Source organism: Pseudomonas sp. LBUM1674 (genome assembly GCF_059695635.1).
On sequence record NZ_CP166779.1, the window covers coordinates 5,606,108 to 5,621,747 of the forward strand.

Consider the following 15,640-nt stretch of genomic DNA (forward strand, 5'->3'; position numbering starts at 1 on the left):
GGTACGGGTGCAGAAGAGCTTTGGCGAAAACCTGCTGGTGGTGACCGCCCTGGCCGATCAGATCAAGGACATGCGCGCCATGGCCACCAAGCGTTCACTGGAAGCCGGCGCCCTGCGTGAAGAGTTGAATCAGAGCCTGAAAACCGCGTTCGAGCGCAACAGCAAAGTGCTGGGGATCTGGCTGGCATTCGAACCCGACGGCCTGGACGGCAAGGACCGCGAATTCGTCAACGATGCGGCTCGCCAGTCCAATGAAGCCGGTCGTTTCGCCAGTTACTGGAGCCGTGCCGGCGGTGCCGGGATCAACACGATCATGGTCGAAGACGACATGACCAAGACTACCTTGAGCCTCAGTGGCACGCCTTATAACAGCTGGTATACCTGCCCTCGCGACAGCAAGCGCACCTGCCTGCTGGACCCGTATGCCGACACGGTCGCCGGCAAGGAAATGCTGATGACCACCATCTCCGTCCCGCTGCTGGTGGATGGCAGATCCATCGGCGTGGTCGGGGTGGACATCGCCCTCGACGCGTTGCAGGCGGCGGCTGTCGATTCGCAGCGTGATCTGTTCAACAACGCCGGGCACATGCTGATCGTCTCCGGCAGCGGCGTGCTCGCCGGATACAGCGTCGACGCGAGCAAGGTCGGCAAAAGCATCGGTGAGACCCTGGGGGCTGACGGCAAGGCCATCCTGCAATTGCTCGGTGAGGGCACGCCAAAAATTCTCCAGCAAGGCGACCTGATCCGTGCGGTGTATCCGGTCAGCCCGATCCCTGAGTCCAACGCCTGGGGCGTGGTGATCGACCTGCCGAAACACGTACTGCTGGCCGACTCGGTGAAGCTGCAAGCCGTGCTCGATGACGCCCAGCAAAGCGGCACGATCAAAGCGCTGCTGGTGGCGGTCGTTGCCGGCCTGATCGGCCTGTTGCTGATCTGGCTCACTGCGTCCGGCGTGACCCGGCCGATCAACAGTGTGGCCCACATGCTCAAGGCGATTGCCAGCGGCGACGGCGACCTGACTCAGCGCCTGCACTACAGCAAAAAAGATGAACTGGGCGAGCTGGTGAGCTGGTTCAACCGCTTCCTCGACAAGCTGCAACCGACCATCGCGCAGATCAAACAGAGCATCACCGACGCCCGCGGTACGGCCGACCAATCCTCGGAGATCGCCCGCCAGACCAGCGAAGGCATGCAGCTGCAGTTCCGGGAAATCGATCAGGTAGCCACCGCGTCCAACGAAATGAGCGCCACCGCTCATGACGTTGCCAACAGCGCGTCCAACGCCGCCAACGCCGCCAAAGGTGCCGACCAATCGGCTCGCGATGGTCTGTCGATCATCGAGCGCAGCACCCGCGACATCAATCAGCTGGCCGACGAAGTCAGCAAGGCAGTGACTGAAGTCGAAGCGCTGGCAGTCAACAGCGAACAGATCGGCTCGGTGCTGGAAGTGATCCGCAGCATCGCCGAGCAAACCAACCTGCTGGCGCTCAACGCCGCCATCGAAGCAGCCCGTGCCGGCGAGAGCGGTCGCGGGTTTGCGGTGGTTGCCGACGAAGTGCGCAACCTGGCCAAACGTACGCAAGACTCGGTGGAAGAAATCCGCCTGGTGATCGAGCGTATCCAGAGCGCCACCCGCGACGTGGTGGCCACCATGCATTCGAGCCAGACCCAGGCCCACAGCAACGCCGGGCAGATCCAGCAAGCGGTGCAGGCCTTGAGTAAAATCAGCGACGCGGTCACCGTGATCAGCGACATGAACCTGCAAATCGCCAGCGCCGCCGAACAACAAAGCGCCGTGGCCGAAGAGGTCAATCGCAACGTTTCGGCCATCCGCACCGTCACCGAAACCCTGACTGGACAAGCCACCGAATCGGCGCAGATCAGCAGCCACCTCAACGCCCTGACCACCCACCAGATGAAACTGATGGACCAGTTCCGGGTATAGCAACCCATCACAATTCCCGTAGAAGCTGGCTTGCCAGCGAAGGCGCGGTGTCAGTCAACAGAGATGTCGGCTGATACACCGCCATCGCCGGCAAGCCAGCTCCTTGGGTCAGATGTTCGGCCAGCAATCGGGGATTTCAGCCGGGCGGTCTGCGTTTTGATCTATGCTCGAGCTCTCGCTCCGGAGGGCCTTCGATGACTGATCTGCTCACGTCCATTCAAGCCGCACTCGGCTTGCCTCACGCCACTGTCCCGTTCACCTCGGGTGGCGCCCTGCCCTCGGCGTTTGCCGTGACTGACCTGGCCTGCGCCAGCATTGCCGCCGCCGGCCAGGCCATCAGCGAATTACTCAATCAACAAACCGGGCGCTTGCCCCACCTTGAGGTCGACCGACGCCTGGCCTCGTTCTGGTTCTCGACGTCGATCCGTCCGGTGGGCTGGAGCGTGCCACCGCTGTGGGACCCGGTCGCGGGAGACTACGCGACCCAGGACGGCTGGATCCGCCTGCACACCAACGCCCCCCATCACCGCGCCGCTGCCGAAAAAGTCCTCGGTGCCTGTGCCGACCGCGCAGCGATGGCGGGCAAGGTTGCCCCATGGGCCAAAACCGACCTGGAGCAGGCCGTGGTCGATGCCGGTGGCTGCGCTGCCGAGATGCGATCCTGGGCGCAGTGGCAGGCCCATCCTCAAGGTCAGGCCGTGAACGCCGAACCGCTGATTCAGTTCGCCGCCCACAGCAGTCAAAACGCAACACCGTGGCAAGGTTCAGTGGCGCAGCCGCTGGCCGGGATCAAAGTGCTGGATTTGACCCGGGTGCTCGCCGGACCTGTCGCCAGCCGCTTTCTCGCCGGCCTTGGCGCTGACGTATTGCGTATCGACCCACCGACCTGGGACGAACCGGGCGTGGTGCCCGAAGTTACTCTGGGCAAACGCTGTGCGCGTCTGGACCTGCATGACAAGGCCGATCGTTGCCTGTTCGAAAGCCTGCTCAAGGACGCGGACATCCTGCTCCATGGCTACCGCGCCGATGCATTGGAACGCCTGGGTTACGGCATCGCCGAACGTCAGCAATTGGCCCCCGGGCTGATCGACGTCTGCCTCAATGCCTACGGCTGGAGCGGCCCGTGGCAGAACCGTCGTGGCTTCGACAGCCTGGTGCAGATGAGCAGCGGGATTGCCGAAGCGGGCATGCAATGGAAACGCGCGGACAAACCGACGCCCTTGCCCCTGCAAGCGCTTGATCACGCCACCGGGTATTTGATGGCGGCCAGTGCGATCAGGCTATTGGCGCAGCGGTTGAGCAGCGGACAGGGTGGCTCGGCGCGGTTGTCGCTGGCGCGGACGGCGAAGTTGTTGATCGAGGCTGGCGCGGGGACGGATGAGCCGTTGCGTGCGGAAGAGGAAAGCGATCAGGGATTGTTGGTTGAACAGACGCCCTGGGGGCCGGCGCATCGATTGCAGGTGCCGCTGAAGATTATCGGGACGCCGTTGCAGTGGGCGCTTCCGGCTGCTGAATTGGGTTCCCACCGCGCACAGTGGTGGTGACTGTCCGATTGCTTTCGCGAGCAGGCTCGCCCCCACAGTAGACCGGGTATACCTGAACGAGCTCGGTCAAATGTGGGAGCGAGCCTGCTCGCGAAGGGCCCCGACCCGTCGCTACAAAAAACGGACCAGCTCAATCAACCCGACTCAGCGATGTCCACAACAGCTGCGCCGCATACCCTCGCCACGGCCGCCAGCCCTCAGCCCGCTGCAACAACTGACGGGCCGTCACCGCCTCACCCTCCAGCGCAGCCAAGGCATTGATCAACCCCACATCCCCCGACGGAAACGCGTCCGGCTCCCGCAACTGCCGCAAGGCAATGTACTGCGCCGTCCAGTCGCCAATCCCGTACAACGCCAGCAGCCGCGCAACGCCACCTTCCCGCTCCGGTTCGAACAACAAAGGATCATCCAGCAATGCCTGGGCCACATCCGACAACGTCCGTCCGCGACTTCCGGGCATGCCCAATATCGCCAGATCCGCTGCGGCCAAAACGGCAGCGCAAGGAAACACATGGGTCACCCCAGGCAACGACGAATTCAACGGCTCGCCATACTGCGCCACCAGTTTCCCCGCCAGCCTTATCGCCGCCGCCACGCTGATCTGCTGCCCCAATACCGCACGAATCGCCAACTCCAGACCATCCCAGGCCCCCGGCACGCGCAGCCCCGGACGCTCGGCAATCAACCGAGCCAGCAATGGGTCGACTGCCAGTTGCCGATGAATCATTTCCAGATCCGCATCAAGATCAAACATTCGCCGCAGCCGGGCAACGATCTCGGGCACGGCTGCGTCATCCGGAAAATCCAGCTCAACCGCCAGCGCATCCTTCGCCACAGAGCTGATCGAAAGCGTGCCGTGAAGGCCGTTCAAGCCGATGCTGCGCGAGTAAACGCCATCGACCACGGCCTCCATCCCGACAATCGCCCGCGCGGACACGAACCCCAGCATCGCCGGCCAGTCATAGGGCGGTCGATACGCCAACAGCAACCTCATAACCACTCCACTCGATAACCTTAACTAAGTAGGCAAATGAAAATAATAGTTATCAGATAACGCCAACGAATTTCTTTTTATAGCTTTTCACCTATGAATACCGATGAAAAGGATGCGCCTGATAAATCATTGCAGGGACGCAAAAGTTGCTAAAACCTGAAAGCGAACTAATGTCATACCCCTCGCACCCGAGCTGTCTGGAAAGGACCTTTCCAGCGATTCAACCATAAATGATACCTAACTCCTTCATTCACATTGGAATGTGCCCGCGCACTGATCTATATCAGCTTATCGATCAGCCAACAGAACTAGTCTGTTGCCTATCTTCTCCTGCATTGGAGTCATGCAATGTCTGAATCACCCGGAAAACTGAAGCTGGGCGCGCTGGTCGCGCTGGTGGTCGGCTCAATGATTGGCGGCGGCATCTTTTCCTTGCCGCAAAACATGGCCGCCAGTGCCGATGTCGGTGCCGTGCTGATCGGTTGGGCCATTACCGCCGTCGGCATGCTGACCCTGGCTTTCGTTTTCCAGACCCTGGCCAACCGCAAGCCGGATCTGGACGGTGGTGTCTACGCCTACGCCAAAGCGGGTTTCGGCGATTACATGGGGTTCTCCTCTGCCTGGGGCTACTGGATCAGCGCCTGGCTGGGCAACGTCGGTTATTTCGTTCTGCTGTTCAGCACCCTTGGCTACTTCTTCCCCATTTTTGGCGAGGGCAATACTGTCGCGGCTGTGATCGGCGCTTCGGTGCTGCTCTGGGCGGTGCATTTCCTCGTACTGCGCGGGATCAAGGAAGCGGCGTTCATCAACCTGGTGACGACGGTCGCCAAGATCGTGCCGCTGCTGCTGTTCGTATTGATCGCGGTGTTCGCGTTTAAACTGGACATCTTCACAGCCGACATCTGGGGCCTGAAAAACCCGGACCTGGGCAGTGTGATGAACCAAGTGCGCAACATGATGCTGGTCACTGTCTGGGTGTTCATCGGCATCGAAGGCGCGAGTATCTTTTCGGCCCGGGCGGAAAAACGCAGCGACGTGGGTAAAGCCACCGTGATCGGTTTCATTACCGTACTGCTCTTTCTGATGCTGGTGAACGTGTTGTCGCTCGGGATCATGACTCAACCGGACCTGGCCAAACTGCAGAACCCGTCGATGGCGGCCGTACTGGAACACGTGGTCGGTCCATGGGGCGCAGCGCTGATCAGCGTCGGCCTGATCATTTCCCTGCTCGGCGCCCTGCTGTCCTGGGTACTGCTGTGTGCCGAGATCATGTTCGCTGCCGCCAAGGACCACACCATGCCGGCGTTCCTGCGCAAGGAGAACGCCAACCATGTGCCGGTCAACGCCTTGTGGCTGACCAACGCCATGGTCCAGGTGTTCCTGGTCATCACGCTGTTTTCGGCCAGTACTTACCTGTCGCTGATCTACCTCGCCACCTCGATGATTCTGGTGCCGTACCTGTGGTCGGCGGCCTATGCCCTGCTGCTGGCGGTGCGCGGCGAGAGTTATGAAAACGCCATCGCCGAACGCAGGAAAGACCTGGTCATCGGTGCCGTTGCCCTGATTTATGCGATCTGGCTGATCTACGCCGGCGGCGTCAAATACCTGCTGCTCTCGGCCCTGCTCTATGCCCCCGGCGCGATTCTGTTCGCCAAGGCCAAGCTTGAAGTCAACAAACCGGTTTTCACCAACGTCGAGAAGCTGATTTTCGCAGCGGTCGTCGTGGGCGCCCTGGTGGCGGCCTACGGGCTGTATGACGGTTTCCTGACCCTGTAACACCGACTGTTTTGTCATCTGGAGGAACACGGTAATGACCACGGAAAAAGTTAAGTACGGCGTCCATTCCGAAGCCGGCAAACTGCGCAAAGTCATGGTTTGCTCCCCCGGCCTGGCCCACCAGCGGCTGACCCCGAACAACTGCGACGAACTGCTGTTCGACGATGTGCTGTGGGTGGCCCAGGCCAAGCGCGACCATTTCGACTTCGTCACCAAGATGCGTGAGCGCAACGTCGACGTGCTGGAAATGCACAACCTGCTGACCGACATCGTCGCCATCCCCGAAGCCTTGGACTGGATCCTCGAGCGTAAGATCACCGCCAATTCGGTGGGCCTGGGCCTGGTCAACGAAACCGCTTCCTGGCTGCGCAGTCTCGAGCCGCGCAAGACCGCCGAGTTCCTGATCGGCGGAGTGTCGGCCGACGACCTGCCGACCAGTTTCGGCGGCAAGACCATCGAGATGTTCCGCGACTTCCTCGGCCACTCCAGTTTCATTCTGCCGCCGCTGCCCAACACCCAGTTCACGCGTGACACCACCTGCTGGATCTACGGCGGCGTAACGCTCAACCCCATGTACTGGCCGGCGCGGCGCCAGGAAACCTTGCTGGCCAGCGCCATCTACAAATTTCATCCCGAGTTCACCAACGCCGACTTCCAGATCTGGTACGGCGATCCGGATCAGGAGCATGGCAATGCCACCCTGGAAGGCGGCGACGTGATGCCGATCGGCAATGGCGTGGTGTTGATCGGCATGGGCGAACGCTCGTCCCGCCAGGCCATTGGCCAGCTTGCGATCAACTTGTTCAAGCACAAGGCCGTGGAACGAATCATTGTCGCCGGGCTGCCGAAATCCCGCGCAGCAATGCACCTGGACACCGTGTTCAGCTTCTGCGACCGCGACCTGGTGACCATCTTCCCGGAAGTGGTGAACCAGATTGTGGCTTTCACCCTGCGCCCTGATGAAAGCAAACCGGGTGGCATCGACATCCGTCGCGAAGAAGCCAGCTTCCTCGACACCGTGGCCCAGGCCCTCAACCTGCCTGCATTGCGGGTCGTGGAAACCGGCGGCAACAGCTTCGCCGCCGAACGCGAGCAGTGGGATGACGGCAACAACGTGGTGGCCCTGGAGCCGGGAGTCGTCATCGGCTACGACCGCAACACCTACACCAACACCCTGTTGCGCAAGGCCGGAGTGGAAGTCATCACCATCAGCGCCGGCGAACTCGGTCGCGGGCGTGGCGGCGGCCACTGCATGACCTGCCCGATCGTTCGCGATCCTGTCGACTATTAATGACTGTGCCTGCTTCGCCCTCACAAGGCGCGAAGCAGGTGGATAACCGAAACCCAAGGAGATCCCAATGGCTTTCAACATGCGCAACCGCAGCCTGCTCTCGCTGATGCACCACACCACCCGCGAGCTGCACTATTTGCTGGACTTGTCCCGTGACCTCAAGCGCGCCAAGTACACCGGCACCGAGCGCCCGCACTTGCAAGGCAAGAACATCGCGCTGATCTTCGAAAAAACCTCGACCCGCACCCGGTGCGCCTTTGAAGTCGCGGCCCATGACCAGGGCGCCCACGTCACCTACATCGACCCGGTGTCGTCGCAGATAGGCCACAAGGAAAGCATGAAAGACACCGCCCGCGTGCTGGGGCGGATGTTCGATGCCATCGAGTACCGCGGCTTCGAACAGGAAATCGTCGAAGAGCTGGCCAAGTTCGCCGGGGTTCCGGTGTTCAACGGCCTGACCGCCGAATTCCACCCGACGCAAATGATCGCCGACACCCTGACCATGCGCGAACACAGCGACAAGCCGCTGCATGAAATCAGCTACGCCTACCTCGGCGACGCCCGCTACAACATGGGTAACTCGCTGCTGATGATCGGCGCCAAACTGGGCATGGACGTACGCATCGCCGCTCCCAAGGCGCTGTGGCCGCATCAGGATTTCATCGATCAATGCAAGGCGTTTGCCGAAGACAGCGGCGCGCGCATCACCATCACTGAAGATCCGAAAGCAGCGGTCAAGGGCGTCGACTTCATTCACACCGACATCTGGGTGTCGATGGGTGAGCCCGTCGAAGCATGGGACGAGCGCATCGAGCAACTGCTGCCGTACCAGGTCAACGCGCAGATGATGAAAGCCTCGGGTAACCCGCGGGTGAAATTCATGCACTGTTTGCCAGCCTTTCACAACAGCGAAACCAAGGTCGGCAAGGACATCGCCGCGCGGTATCCGCACCTGGCCAACGGCGTCGAGGTGACCGAAGAGGTCTTCGAATCGCCGGCCAACATCGCTTTCGAGCAAGCGGAAAATCGCATGCACACGATCAAGGCGATCCTGGTGTCGGCGTTGGCGGATATCTGATGACCCACCCGGCTTCCTCCTGCAGGAACACGGATCCTGTGGGAGCTGGCTTGCCTGCGATGGCATCGCCTCTGTGTATCTGTCAGACCGAGGTGATGCCATCGCAGCCAAGCCAGCTCCCACATTGACCGAGTTCCGACAGGGAGACCGAGTTACCTGCCACTTTCCTGTTTAGAAGGACTGCACTATGCGTATCGTCATCGCCTTGGGCGGTAACGCCCTGCTCCGCCGTGGTGAGCCCCTCACCGCGGACAACCAGCGCGCCAATATCCGGATCGCCACCGAACAGATCGCCAAGATCCACCCCGGCAACCAACTGGTGATCGCCCACGGCAATGGTCCGCAGGTCGGCCTGCTGTCGCTGCAAGCAGCGGCCTACACCAAGGTTTCGCCTTACCCGCTGGACGTGCTCGGTGCCGAAACCGAAGGCATGATCGGCTACATCATCGAACAGGAACTGGGCAACCTGCTGGACTTCGAAGTGCCCTTCGCCACCCTACTGACCCAGGTCGAAGTCGACGCCAACGACCCGGCATTCCAGAACCCGAGCAAACCCATCGGCCCTGTGTACACCAAGGCCGAAGCGGAAAAACTTGCCGCGGAAAAAGGCTGGGCCATCGCCCCGGACGGAGACAAGTACCGGCGCGTGGTCGCCAGCCCGAGACCGAAACGCATCTTTGAAATCCGCCCGATCAAGTGGTTGCTGGAAAAAGGCAGCATCGTGATCTGTGCCGGCGGTGGCGGCATCCCGACGGTGTACGGTGCCAGCGGCAAGCTTGAGGGTGTGGAAGCTGTGATCGACAAGGACCTGTGCTCGGCGCTGCTGGCCGAACAGCTGGAATGCGATCTGTTGGTGATCGCCACCGACGTCAATGCCGCCTTCATCGATTTTGGCAAACCGACCCAGAAAGCCATTGCCCAGGCCCACCCCGACGAATTGGAGAAACTCGGCTTCGCGGCAGGCTCCATGGGACCGAAGGTCCAGGCCGCCTGCGAGTTCGCCCGCCATACTGGAAAAGTCGCGGTGATCGGTTCGCTCTCGGACATCGAAGCGATCGTCCAGGGCAATGCCGGCACCCGCATCAGCACGGCGACACCTGGCATCAGTTACCAGTAAAAGAAACTCCGGGGGCAGGCCTGAGGTCTGCCTTGATTCAATGCCTATTTTGATGGAGAGACGCCAATGGCCACGTTCGAGCCCGGTCACCTGCACATCGAGCGTCACGCGCTGAACGACGATGATTACAGCTACAACCTGAGCATCGACTATGCAGTCAGCCAGGATCCCGAAGAAGGCATGCTATTCAAGATGCATGGCTCGGTGGAAGACAAGGAGGTGAATAAAGAATTCTTCCTGCCCAAGGACCAGGCCTTCGACTTCGCCCGCCATGCCACGCGTATCGCGCAAAAATACGGCTTGCCCAAGGAAGCCAGCATCGGCTCGATGCACAGGGAATACGACGCGATGTTTGAAGATGTGCGAGCGCAGCTGAATGTGAAATCCGGCGACCCGGTCAAACCCGAACACCTGGAATAACCCGATTCCCTTGCTGAACATCGAACCTGTGGGAGCGGGCTTGCCCGCGATGGCGGTGTAACATTCAACATCTATGTTGTCTGACACGCCGTCATCGCGGGCAAGCCCGCTCCCACAAGGGATCATCGTTGCCATCAAATCCTGTATTGGATTTCACCTGCCCCCCGCCCCAAGGCATACTTGCCACCCTCCGCACTTCAGAACCCATAAGCCGCCCCATGCGTATCCACGTCAGCTTTATCGACCGCGTCGGCATTACCCAGGAAGTCCTGGCCTTGCTCGGTGGGCGCAATCTCAATCTGGACGCGGTGGAAATGGTGCCGCCCAACGTCTACATCGACGCCCCGACTCTGAGCCCGGAAGTCCTTGAAGAGCTGCGCGATGCCTTGTTCAGTGTCCGTGGCGTGCAAGCGGTGACGGTGGTCGACATCCTTCCCGGTCAGCGTCGGCATTTACAGCTCGATGCGTTGCTCGCGGCCATGACCGACCCGGTGCTGGCCCTGGACAGTGCCGGCAAGGTATTGCTGGCCAACCCGGCGTTGATCGCTCTTTACGGTCGCGAACCGGCCGGTGAAAGTGTCGCCGACTTATTCGCCGATCCGGTACTGCTTGACGCCTTGCTGGAGCATGGATTCCGTCTTCCACTGCGCGAGGTCACCGTCAATGGCCAGACCCTGTTGCTGGACGCCACGCCGATCACCAATGCCGGCGCCTTGCTGACCCTGTATCAACCGAACCGCATCGGCGAACGCCTCTCGGCACTGCATCACGACCATGCCGAGGGTTTCGATGCGTTGCTGGGCGAGTCACCGGCCATTCGAACGCTCAAGTCCCGCGCCCAACGAGTGGCTGCTCTGGATGCGCCCTTGTTGATCCAGGGTGAAACCGGCACCGGCAAAGAACTGGTGGCCCGTGCCTGTCACGCCATCAGTGCCCGGCACAGCTCACCGTTCCTGGCGCTGAACTGCGCGGCATTGCCGGAGAACCTCGCCGAAAGCGAGCTGTTCGGCTACGCCCCCGGCGCTTTCACCGGCGCGCAACGGGGCGGCAAACCGGGGCTGATGGAGCTGGCCAACCAGGGCACGGTATTTCTCGATGAGATCGGCGAGATGTCGCCTTACTTGCAGGCGAAATTGTTGCGATTCCTCAATGACGGCAGCTTCCGCCGTGTGGGGGGGGATCGTGAGGTCAAGGTCAACGTGCGGATCCTCAGCGCGACCCATCGGGACCTGGAAAAAATGGTCAGCGAGGGTTCATTCCGCGAAGACCTGTTCTATCGTCTCAACGTCCTGAATGTCGAGGTCCCGCCGCTACGCGAACGCGGCCAGGACATCTTGCTGCTGGCTCGCTATTTCATGCAACAGGCCTGCGCGCAGATCCAGCGCCCGGTCTGTCGCCTGGCGCCGGGCACCTATCCGGCATTGCTGGGTAACCGCTGGCCGGGCAATGTGCGGCAACTGCAGAACGTGATCTTCCGCGCCGCAGCAATTTGCGAAAGCAGCCTGGTGGACATCGGTGATCTGGACATCGCCGGCACCTCGGTGGCGCGTCAGAGCGACAGCGAAGTCGACAGCCTGGAACAGGCGATGGAAGCGTTCGAAAAAACCCTGCTGGAAAAACTCTACGTCAGCTACCCCTCGACCCGTCAGCTGGCCAGCCGCCTGCAAACATCCCACACCGCCATCGCTCATCGGTTGCGCAAGTACGGGATTCCCAACAAGCCATAAGGCTGAAACTACAATCTCGTTACCCATACAAAACCCCTGTGGGAGCGAGCTTGCTCCCACAGGTGGTGTGTCCAGCCAATAGATCCTCTTCAAAAGCGACCTCCATCTGTACGGAAAGCGCTACAGCGGAACGATATCGCTACACCCTTCTTTGATCGCCGCTGTGCAAGGCTTTGATCCATCTAGGCTTTTTTCTTCGCCTCGCGTTGTAGCGATTTCGCTACAGCCAATACATCACCTCGCCTGAAAAAATCACATAACTCATTGATTTATAATAAATAAACAACATTGGCCGCAAATTTGCTTAGTAACCACTCATAAACAAGGGCATTGCCCCAGCATTACCCACCGCGTCCACCAGACGAGTCTGGCCCCTTAGGAGTTTCCATGAGCGAATTGCGTTTTACTGAAGATCACGAATGGCTGCGCACCGAAACTGACGGTAGCGTCACAGTCGGCATCACCGCTTTCGCGCAGAATGCCCTGGGCGACGTGGTTTTCGTACAACTGCCTGAGCTGCAGTCCTACGACAAAGGCGCTGAAGCCGCCACCGTGGAATCGGTAAAAGCGGCCAGCGGCGTGTACATGCCGCTGGACGGAGAGGTCCTGGAAGTGAACCCGGCGCTGGACAGCAGCCCGGAACTGGTCAACGAAGATCCGCTGGGCGAAGGCTGGTTCTTCCGTTTCCAGCCAACCGACGCCTCGGCTGTTGCCAAATTGCTGGATCAGGACGCTTACGACCGTCTGATCAAAGCCAACGCCGAAGCCTGAGGAGCGCTGACATGACGCAAGTAAATCTAACAACCGCCAACGAATTCATCGCCCGCCACATCGGCCCGCGTGCCGGCGATGAGCAAGCCATGCTCAACAGCCTCGGTTTCGACTCCCTGGAAGCCCTGAGCGCCAGCGTCATTCCGGAAAGCATCAAAGGCACTAGCGTGCTCGGCATGGACGACGGTTTGAGCGAAGCCGATGCACTGGCTTTGATCAAATCCATCGCCGCCAAGAACCAACTGTTCAAGACCTACATCGGCCAGGGCTACTACGGCACCCACACGCCGTCACCGATCCTGCGCAACCTGCTGGAAAACCCGGCCTGGTATACCGCCTACACCCCGTACCAGCCGGAGATTTCCCAAGGCCGTCTCGAAGCGCTGCTGAATTTCCAGACCCTGATCAGCGACCTGACCGGCCTGCCGATCGCCAACGCCTCGCTGCTGGATGAAGCCACCGCCGCCGCCGAAGCCATGACCTTCTGCAAGCGCCTGAGCAAGAACAAGGGCAGCCACGCCTTCTTCGCATCAAGGCATTGCCACCCGCAAACCCTCGATGTACTGCGCACCCGTGCCGAGCCATTGGGCATCGACGTCGTAGTCGGCGACGAGCGCGAACTGAGCGACGTGACGCCGTTCTTCGGCGCGCTGCTGCAATACCCGGCGAGCAACGGTGACGTATTCGACTACCGCGAACTGACCGAGCGCTTCCACGCGGCCAATGCTTTGGTAGCCGTCGCCGCTGACTTGCTGGCCTTGACAGTGCTGACCCCGCCGGGCGAATTCGGTGCCGACGTGGCCATTGGCAGTGCGCAACGCTTCGGCGTGCCGCTGGGCTTCGGTGGCCCGCACGCGGCGTACTTCTCCACCAAGGATGCGTTCAAGCGCGACATGCCGGGCCGTCTGGTCGGCGTCTCCGTGGACCGTTTCGGCAAGCCGGCCCTGCGCCTGGCAATGCAGACCCGCGAGCAACATATCCGCCGCGAGAAAGCCACCAGCAACATCTGCACCGCGCAGGTTCTGCTGGCCAACATTGCCAGCATGTACGCCGTGTACCATGGCCCGAAAGGCCTGACGCAGATCGCCAACCGCATTCATCACCTGACCGCGATTCTGGCTAAAGGCTTGAGCGCACTAGGCCTGAGCGTCGAGCAAGAAAGCTTTTTCGACACGTTGACGATCAAGACCGGCGCCAACACCGCCAAACTGCACGAGCAGGCCCGCGCCCAGCAGATCAACCTGCGCGTAGTCGATGCTGAGCGTCTGGGTCTGTCGCTGGATGAAACCACCAGCCAGGCTGACATTGAAACCCTGTGGCGCGTGCTGTCTGACGGCCAGGCGCTGCCAGACTTCGCTGCGCTTGCCGCAAGCGTTGCAAGCGCGATTCCAAGCGCCCTGGTTCGCCAGTCGCCGATCCTCAGCCACCCGGTGTTCAACCGTTACCATTCGGAAACCGAGCTCATGCGCTACCTGCGCAAACTCGCCGACAAGGACCTGGCGCTGGATCGCACCATGATCCCACTGGGTTCGTGCACCATGAAACTCAACGCCGCCAGCGAAATGATCCCGGTGACCTGGGCCGAATTCGGCGCCCTGCACCCGTTCGCCCCGGCCGAGCAAAGCGCCGGTTACCAGCAACTGACCGATGAACTGGAAGCGATGCTCTGTGCCGCCACCGGTTACGATTCGATCTCGCTGCAACCGAACGCCGGTTCCCAGGGTGAATACGCCGGCCTGCTGGCGATTCGCGCCTATCACCAGAGCCGTGGCGAAGACCGTCGCGACATCTGCCTTATCCCCTCCTCCGCCCACGGCACCAACCCGGCCACCGCCAACATGGCTGGCATGCGTGTGGTTGTGACCGCCTGCGATGCCCGCGGCAACGTCGACATCGAAGACCTGCGCGCCAAAGCTATCGAGCACCGCGAGCATCTCGCGGCATTGATGATCACCTACCCGTCAACGCACGGTGTGTTCGAAGAAGGCATCCGTGAAATCTGCGGCATCATTCATGACAATGGCGGCCAGGTGTACATCGACGGCGCCAACATGAACGCGATGGTCGGCCTCTGCGCCCCGGGCAAGTTCGGCGGCGACGTGTCGCACCTGAACCTGCACAAGACCTTCTGCATTCCCCACGGCGGTGGCGGCCCGGGTGTCGGCCCGATCGGCGTCAAGTCGCACCTGACGCCGTTCCTGCCGGGTCACGGCACCATGGAGCGCAAAGAAGGCGCGGTCTGCGCCGCACCGTTCGGCAGCGCAAGCATTTTGCCGATCACCTGGATGTACATTCGGATGATGGGTGGCGCGGGTCTCAAGCGTGCATCGCAGCTGGCGATCCTCAATGCCAACTACATTTCCCGTCGCCTCGAAGAGCACTACCCGGTGCTGTACACCGGCAGCAACGGCCTGGTGGCGCACGAATGCATCCTCGACCTGCGCCCGCTCAAAGACAGCAGCGGCATCAGCGTCGATGACGTCGCCAAGCGCCTGATCGACTTCGGCTTCCATGCCCCGACCATGTCCTTCCCGGTCGCCGGCACGCTGATGATCGAGCCGACCGAAAGCGAATCCAAGGAAGAACTGGACCGCTTCTGCGACGCCATGATCCGGATCCGCGAAGAAATCCGTGCGGTGGAAAACGGCACCCTGGACAAGGACGACAACCCGCTGAAAAACGCCCCGCACACCGCAGCGGAGCTGGTGGGTGAATGGACGCATCCGTACAGCCGCGAGCAAGCCGTATACCCGGTCGCGTCGTTGATCGAAGGCAAATACTGGCCACCGGTCGGCCGGGTCGACAACGTGTTTGGTGATCGCAACCTGGTTTGCGCCTGCCCGTCGATCGAAAGCTACGCTTAAACCAATGAGGGGGCGGTTGATCCCGCCCCCCTTTTGCAAACACACCACAGTCCTCTGTGGGAGCGAGCTTGCTCCGGGCGGCGTTCCGACGATAGCGGTCTTTCAGTCGACAC

10 protein-coding genes and 2 pseudogenes are annotated in these 15,640 nt (G+C 61.0%); 11 read left to right on the forward strand and 1 reads right to left on the reverse strand.

Going from position 1 to position 15,640, the window contains the following annotated elements; all coding sequences use genetic code 11:
- Window positions 1-79: 79 nt before the first annotated feature.
- The 3 genes and pseudogenes from ACA067_RS25795 to ACA067_RS25805 form a co-directional block, all read left to right on the forward strand.
- Window positions 80-1,087 (forward strand): annotated as a pseudogene (locus ACA067_RS25795) (methyl-accepting chemotaxis protein); the annotation flags it as partial.
- A 333-nt stretch (window positions 1,088-1,420) separates the two neighbouring features.
- A pseudogene (locus ACA067_RS25800) lies at window positions 1,421-1,945 on the forward strand (methyl-accepting chemotaxis protein); the annotation flags it as partial.
- 194 nt (window positions 1,946-2,139) lie between these two features.
- Complete coding sequence (locus ACA067_RS25805; RefSeq protein WP_497459087.1) at window positions 2,140-3,489, forward strand: CoA transferase; 1,350 nt, start codon at window positions 2,140-2,142, stop codon at window positions 3,487-3,489.
- A gap of 130 nt (window positions 3,490-3,619) precedes the next feature.
- Here ACA067_RS25805 and ACA067_RS25810 read toward each other — a convergent pair whose 3' ends face one another.
- Window positions 3,620-4,483, reverse strand: a complete 864-nt coding sequence (locus ACA067_RS25810) for a DNA-3-methyladenine glycosylase family protein (protein ID WP_497459088.1) — start codon at window positions 4,481-4,483, stop codon at window positions 3,620-3,622.
- 348 nt (window positions 4,484-4,831) lie between these two features.
- Here ACA067_RS25810 and arcD point away from each other — a divergent pair, with 348 nt between their 5' ends.
- The 8 genes from arcD (at window position 4,832) to gcvP (ending at window position 15,527) form a co-directional block, all read left to right on the forward strand.
- Window positions 4,832-6,259: an arginine-ornithine antiporter gene (arcD, locus tag ACA067_RS25815; protein WP_497459089.1), complete on the forward strand. Its 1,428-nt coding sequence runs from the start codon at window positions 4,832-4,834 to the stop codon at window positions 6,257-6,259.
- Between the two features lie 34 nt (window positions 6,260-6,293).
- Entirely contained in the window at window positions 6,294-7,550 is a 1,257-nt protein-coding gene (gene arcA, locus ACA067_RS25820; RefSeq protein ID WP_497459090.1) for an arginine deiminase, read from the forward strand.
- Between the two features lie 67 nt (window positions 7,551-7,617).
- Window positions 7,618-8,628, forward strand: coding sequence for an ornithine carbamoyltransferase (locus ACA067_RS25825; RefSeq protein WP_497459091.1), 1,011 nt, complete (start codon window positions 7,618-7,620; stop codon window positions 8,626-8,628).
- Between the two features lie 187 nt (window positions 8,629-8,815).
- On the forward strand, window positions 8,816-9,745 hold the full coding sequence (gene arcC, locus ACA067_RS25830) for a carbamate kinase (protein ID WP_497459092.1): 930 nt from the start codon (window positions 8,816-8,818) through the stop codon (window positions 9,743-9,745).
- Window positions 9,746-9,811: 66 nt separating this feature from the next.
- Entirely contained in the window at window positions 9,812-10,165 is a 354-nt protein-coding gene (locus tag ACA067_RS25835) for a DUF5064 family protein (protein ID WP_497459093.1), read from the forward strand.
- 218 nt (window positions 10,166-10,383) lie between these two features.
- Entirely contained in the window at window positions 10,384-11,892 is a 1,509-nt protein-coding gene (gcsR, locus tag ACA067_RS25840; protein ID WP_497459094.1) for a transcriptional regulator GcsR, read from the forward strand.
- A 387-nt stretch (window positions 11,893-12,279) separates the two neighbouring features.
- The gene (gene gcvH / locus ACA067_RS25845) at window positions 12,280-12,663 is read left to right on the forward strand and encodes a glycine cleavage system protein GcvH (protein ID WP_497459095.1); all 384 of its coding nucleotides are present in this window, start codon (window positions 12,280-12,282) and stop codon (window positions 12,661-12,663) included.
- A gap of 11 nt (window positions 12,664-12,674) precedes the next feature.
- Window positions 12,675-15,527, forward strand: coding sequence for an aminomethyl-transferring glycine dehydrogenase (gene gcvP / locus ACA067_RS25850; RefSeq protein ID WP_497459096.1), 2,853 nt, complete (start codon window positions 12,675-12,677; stop codon window positions 15,525-15,527).
- Window positions 15,528-15,640 lie beyond the last annotated feature (113 nt).

What these genes read in the sequence shown, in the direction of transcription:
- ACA067_RS25805 (WP_497459087.1), top strand. Translation starts at nt 2,140, where the DNA reads ATGACTGATCTGCTCACGTCCATTCAAGCCGCACTCGGCTTGCCTCAC.
- ACA067_RS25810 (WP_497459088.1), bottom strand. Translation starts at nt 4,483, where the DNA reads ATGAGGTTGCTGTTGGCGTATCGACCGCCCTATGACTGGCCGGCGATG.
- arcD (WP_497459089.1), top strand. Translation starts at nt 4,832, where the DNA reads ATGTCTGAATCACCCGGAAAACTGAAGCTGGGCGCGCTGGTCGCGCTG.
- arcA (WP_497459090.1), top strand. Translation starts at nt 6,294, where the DNA reads ATGACCACGGAAAAAGTTAAGTACGGCGTCCATTCCGAAGCCGGCAAA.
- ACA067_RS25825 (WP_497459091.1), top strand. Translation starts at nt 7,618, where the DNA reads ATGGCTTTCAACATGCGCAACCGCAGCCTGCTCTCGCTGATGCACCAC.
- arcC (WP_497459092.1), top strand. Translation starts at nt 8,816, where the DNA reads ATGCGTATCGTCATCGCCTTGGGCGGTAACGCCCTGCTCCGCCGTGGT.
- ACA067_RS25835 (WP_497459093.1), top strand. Translation starts at nt 9,812, where the DNA reads ATGGCCACGTTCGAGCCCGGTCACCTGCACATCGAGCGTCACGCGCTG.
- gcsR (WP_497459094.1), top strand. Translation starts at nt 10,384, where the DNA reads ATGCGTATCCACGTCAGCTTTATCGACCGCGTCGGCATTACCCAGGAA.
- gcvH (WP_497459095.1), top strand. Translation starts at nt 12,280, where the DNA reads ATGAGCGAATTGCGTTTTACTGAAGATCACGAATGGCTGCGCACCGAA.
- gcvP (WP_497459096.1), top strand. Translation starts at nt 12,675, where the DNA reads ATGACGCAAGTAAATCTAACAACCGCCAACGAATTCATCGCCCGCCAC.